The 4,406-nt window shown below is 68.9% G+C and carries 7 protein-coding genes; all 7 read right to left on the minus strand.

The annotated features are described in order from the left end of the window. A partial coding sequence (locus tag ACESL7_RS13460; protein WP_372893823.1) for an FAD-binding protein occupies positions 1-653 on the minus strand: 653 nt, incomplete at its 3' end. 16 nt (positions 654-669) lie between these two features. Then, positions 670-1,041, minus strand: coding sequence for a succinate dehydrogenase, hydrophobic membrane anchor protein (gene sdhD, locus ACESL7_RS13465; protein ID WP_372893824.1), 372 nt, complete (start codon positions 1,039-1,041; stop codon positions 670-672). A gap of 13 nt (positions 1,042-1,054) precedes the next feature. Further along, the gene (sdhC, locus tag ACESL7_RS13470) at positions 1,055-1,438 is read right to left on the minus strand and encodes a succinate dehydrogenase, cytochrome b556 subunit (RefSeq protein WP_372893825.1); all 384 of its coding nucleotides are present in this window, start codon (positions 1,436-1,438) and stop codon (positions 1,055-1,057) included. Between the two features lie 309 nt (positions 1,439-1,747). Next, on the minus strand, positions 1,748-2,794 hold the full coding sequence (locus tag ACESL7_RS13475; protein WP_372893826.1) for a MaoC family dehydratase: 1,047 nt from the start codon (positions 2,792-2,794) through the stop codon (positions 1,748-1,750). Positions 2,795-2,796: 2 nt separating this feature from the next. Then, complete coding sequence (locus tag ACESL7_RS13480) at positions 2,797-3,000, minus strand: DUF1737 domain-containing protein (protein ID WP_372893827.1); 204 nt, start codon at positions 2,998-3,000, stop codon at positions 2,797-2,799. Positions 3,001-3,004: 4 nt separating this feature from the next. Next, positions 3,005-3,556 (minus strand): NnrU family protein, encoded by a 552-nt coding sequence (locus ACESL7_RS13485; RefSeq protein ID WP_372893828.1) that lies wholly within the window; start codon positions 3,554-3,556, stop codon positions 3,005-3,007. A 36-nt stretch (positions 3,557-3,592) separates the two neighbouring features. After that, positions 3,593-4,406, minus strand: an 814-nt coding sequence (locus ACESL7_RS13490; RefSeq protein ID WP_372893829.1) for an HpcH/HpaI aldolase/citrate lyase family protein, incomplete at its 5' end; no start/stop codon positions are given.

A 4,406-nucleotide genomic window follows, 5' to 3' on the forward strand; every position in this document is an offset into this window, starting at 1 on the left:
GAGGTCGCCGAGAAATAGGCGCGCCCGTAGCCGCCCGTCGCCAGCACCACCATCTTGGCGGAGAAGACGTGCATCGAGCCGTCGTCGAGTTTCCAGCAGAGCACGCCCTCGCAGCGGCCGTCGTCGCCCATCAGAAGGTCGATGGCGAAATACTCGATGAAGAACTCCGCCTTCTGCTTGAGCGACTGGCCGTAGAGCGTGTGCAGGATCGCGTGGCCCGTGCGGTCGGCCGCGGCGGCGGTGCGCTGCACCGGCGGGCCCTCGCCGAACTCGGTCGTGTGGCCGCCGAAGGGGCGCTGATAGATGCGGCCGTCCTCGGTCCGCGAGAAGGGCACGCCGTAGTGCTCGAGCTCGTAGACCGCCTGCGGCGCCTCGCGCGAGAGATACTCCATCGCGTCCACGTCGCCGAGCCAGTCGGAGCCCTTCACCGTGTCGTACATGTGCCACTGCCAGTGGTCGGGGCCCATGTTGCCGAGCGACGCGGCGATGCCGCCCTGCGCGGCGACGGTGTGCGACCGCGTCGGGAACACCTTGGTCACGCAGGCGGTGCGCAGCCCCTGTTCGGCCATGCCCAGCGTCGCGCGAAGGCCGGAGCCCCCGGCGCCGACCACCACCACGTCGTAGTCATGCGTTTCGTAATCGTATGCGGCCATCTCGGTCTCCGGTCTCTCAGAGGGCGATCTTCGCCACGGCGAAGACGCCCGTCGCGGCGGCGGCGTAGCTGAGGCAGATCATCAGGAGGATCAGTACCTTCTGCCGTGTGCCGTGGACATAGTCCTCGATCATGGTCTGAACACCACCACGGAAATGGATGAAGCCCACGAGCAACGTCAGGATCGCCACGATCGCCGGGAAGGGGCGCTGGTAATAGGCGACCACCTCCTCGTGGCTGCCGCCGAGCGCCTGCCCGAAGGTGAAGATGAAGGCCGGGATCAGCCCGACCAGCGCCACGGAGGAGACGATCATGCTCCAGTGGTGTTCGGTGCCGGCCTTCGCGGCCCCGAGGCCGCGGGCGCGCTTGCGGGCGGTCAGGATGTGCATCACGCAGCCTCCCTCAGATGACCAGAACGGTGAAAAGCGTCAGCAGCACCGAGCCGCCGATCATGATGTAGCCCATGGTGTAGCTCGACTTCAGGTCGAGGCCCCGGCCCGAATCCCAGATCAGGTGCCGGATGCCGCCGAGCGTGTGATACCAGAGCGCCCAGAGCGACAGGAACAGCACGAGGTTGCCGAACCAGCTGCGCAGCACGCCGTCGGCGATGGCGAAGTGTTCGGGGCCGCTCGCGGCGGCGAGCAGCCACCACACCACCAGGAGCGCGGCGACGATCAGCGCATTGCCGGTGATCCGCACGAGGATCGAGGTCACCGAGGTCAGCTGCGGGCGGTATACCTGAAGATGGGGCGAGAGCGGGCGGTCGCCCCGGTTCACGTCTGCCATGGCAGGGTCCTTTCGATCTCTCGGAACGTGATAGCGCATTTCGCGGCGCTGTCACCCCGTGGATTGCGCCGAAACGCAGGGATTCTGAGCCGTCTGCGCGCTTTTCGCTTCATTTGTGATCGCAGGCTCGGCAAGTGTGATCACGTACTGGAAAACCTGTGTCCCATGAGCGGGCTGCACGCCGTGGAGCGCCGGGGCGCGAAGCCGGTCGATGCTCCGGCGGTCGTCGCGGGCCGCATGGGCGTCCGCCCTGCACGCGTGATCACAGGTGTCGGCACGCAGGCCGGCGCGGCCCGCCCCGGGCAGGCCTCAGGTCGGCATCAGCGCCCAGTAATCGAGGTCGAGCAGGACGTGCGGCAGATACTTGCCGTCCGCGCCCTTGAGCGTGAAGGGCTCGCCGCCCTTGGTCGCCACCAACCGAAGGCGCAGCGCCCCGACGCCCGGCGCGGCGGTCTCGGCCTTGTCCAGCACCTCGGACCAGGCGCGCACGGTATCGCCGGCGAAGCACGGGTTGGCATGGGTGCCCGCGTTGATGCCCGCGATCATCTGCGCGTTGGCAAGCCCGTTGAACGACAGCGCGCGGGCCATGCTGATGACGTGACCGCCGTAGATCAGCCGCTTGCCGTCGGCGCGTGGCGTCGCGTCGAAATGGGTCTTCGAGGTGTTCTGCCAGAGCCGCGTGGCCATCATGTGCTCGGCCTCTTCCAGCGTCACGCCGTCGACGTGGTCGATCACCTCGCCCACCTCGTAGTCCGCGAGGCGGTGCGGCTCGCCCGCGAGGCCGAAGTCGTACTGCGTGAAGTCGAGCCCCGCGGGGATCACCAGATCCTGGGCCGCGACATGGGGGGCAAGATCGGGCACCACCGCCTCGGGCGCCGGGGCCTCCGGGTCGCGCTTGCGCACCATGACCCAGCGCTTGAACTCCATCACCGGCAGCCCGTGCTGGTTGAAGCCGGTGGTGCGCACGTAGACCACGCCCGTCTTGCCCGAGCTGTTCTGCTTGAGCCCGATCACCTCGGACGAGGCGCGCAGCGTGTCGCCGGCGTAGACCGGGCGCAGCCAGCGCGCCTCGGCGTAGCCGAGGTTCGCCACGGCGTTGAGCGAGATGTCCGGCACCGATTTCCCGAAGACCACGTGAAAGGCCATCAGGTCGTCCACCGGGCTGGCCGGCAGGCCGCAGACCCGCGCGAACTCGTCCGAGGAGGAGAGCGCGTGCCTCGACGGATAGAGCGCGTGGTAAAGCGCCCGCTCACCGCCCGAGATCGTGCGCGGCACGGCATGCGGGATCACCTCGCCCACCGTGTAGTCCTCGAAGAAACGGCCGGGATCGGTCTTGATCCGGGTGTCCTTGGGCATCGTCACAACTCTCCCAGCTTGAGATCGGGGCGGTAGTCCCCTGCCACGTCCTTCACCACCGCCTGCCCGCAGCGCATCACGCCGTTGCCGGTGTCATAGGCATAGGTCGGATCGCCGTAGAGCTCCCAGCCGGCGTTCAGCGCGGCGGTCACCTTGTGGCAGAAGGCCGAGGTGTCGTCGGCGGAGAGGAAGCGGTAGAGGCGCATGATCTCACCCGAAGGCCGGATAGCCGAACCAGTAGTGCACCCAGGCGATCAGGCCGTAGACCACCAGTGTGCCGACCACGGCGCCGATCTCCTTGCCCATCGAGGCGGGCGGCGGCGGCGCGGGGCGCGCGGTCTGGCGGTTGATCAGCACGACCTCCGCCACGGCCCAGGCCAGGAGCCCGCCGAAGAGCACGAAGGAGGCCAGATCGCCGTTCACGATCAGGTGCCCGATCGCCCAGGTCTTGACCGCCGTCAGCTGCGGATGCCGGATATAGGCGGTGATCCGCGTCTTCATGCCCGAGGCGGCGAAGAGGTAGACCGCGAAGAGGTTGAAGAGGTTGTTGATCCCCACCGTCGCGGGGTGCCGCCCCCACCAGACCGGGCCATAGGCGTCACGATAGCCGAAATACATCAGCGCGACCGACACCAGAACGAGCACCGCGACCACGATCTTGGCCGTGTCGCCCATCCGCGCCCGCGCCTCCGGCATCACGCGCTTGAAGAGATGCGCGCCCGTCCAGAGGACCAGGCCGAGCACCAGAAGAACCCATCCCATCGCCGTCTCCCTCGCTGTTGCGCGCGCCAGCCTAGATCAATGGGCGAGCGCCGCAATGGCTTCGGCCTTGGCCAGCGTGCGGCGCGCCGTCTCCACGTGCAGATTCTCGACGATCTGCCCGTCGACCACGGCCACGCCCTCGCCGCGGGCCTGCGCCTCCTCGAAGGCCTCGATCTGGCGCCGGGCGTGCTCGATCTCATCGGCCGCGGGGGCGAAGATAGCGTTGGCGGTGGCCACCTGCGCCGGGTGGATCAGCGTCTTGCCGTCGAAGCCGAGGTCGCGGCCCTGCTCGCACTCGGCGCGCAGCCCGTCCTCGTCGCGGAAATGGTTGAAGACGCCGTCCACCGCGACCTTTCCCTCCGCGCGCGCGGCCATCAGCATCGCCTCGAGCGCGTGGATCATCGGCAGCCGGTCGGCGCGCATGGCGCAGCCCAGTTCCTTGGCGAGGTCGTTGGTCCCCGCGACGAAGCCCGCGAGGCGCGGATGCGCGGCAATGGCGGCGGCGTTCAGGATGCCGCGCGGCGTCTCCATCATCGCCCAGAGCGGCAGGTCGGAGCCCAGCTGCCCTGCCGCGGCGTCGAGATCCGCCGGAGCGCCGACCTTCGGCAGGAGAAGCCCGTGGAAATCCGCGCCGCGCATCGCCGCGATGTCGTCGGCGCCCCATTCGGTGTCGAGCGCGTTCACGCGGACGAGCCGCGCGGTCTGCCCGTAGCCGCCGGCGTCGAGCTCGGCGCGGAGCGTTTCGCGCGCCTCGGCCTTGGCGTCGGGCGCGACCGCGTCCTCGAGATCGAAGATGATCGCGTCCACCGGCAGCGTGCGCGCCTTCTCGAGTGCGCGCGCCTTCGAGCCG

Source organism: Rhodosalinus sp. (genome assembly GCF_041685465.1).
Taxonomy (GTDB): Bacteria; Pseudomonadota; Alphaproteobacteria; order Rhodobacterales; family Rhodobacteraceae; genus Rhodosalinus.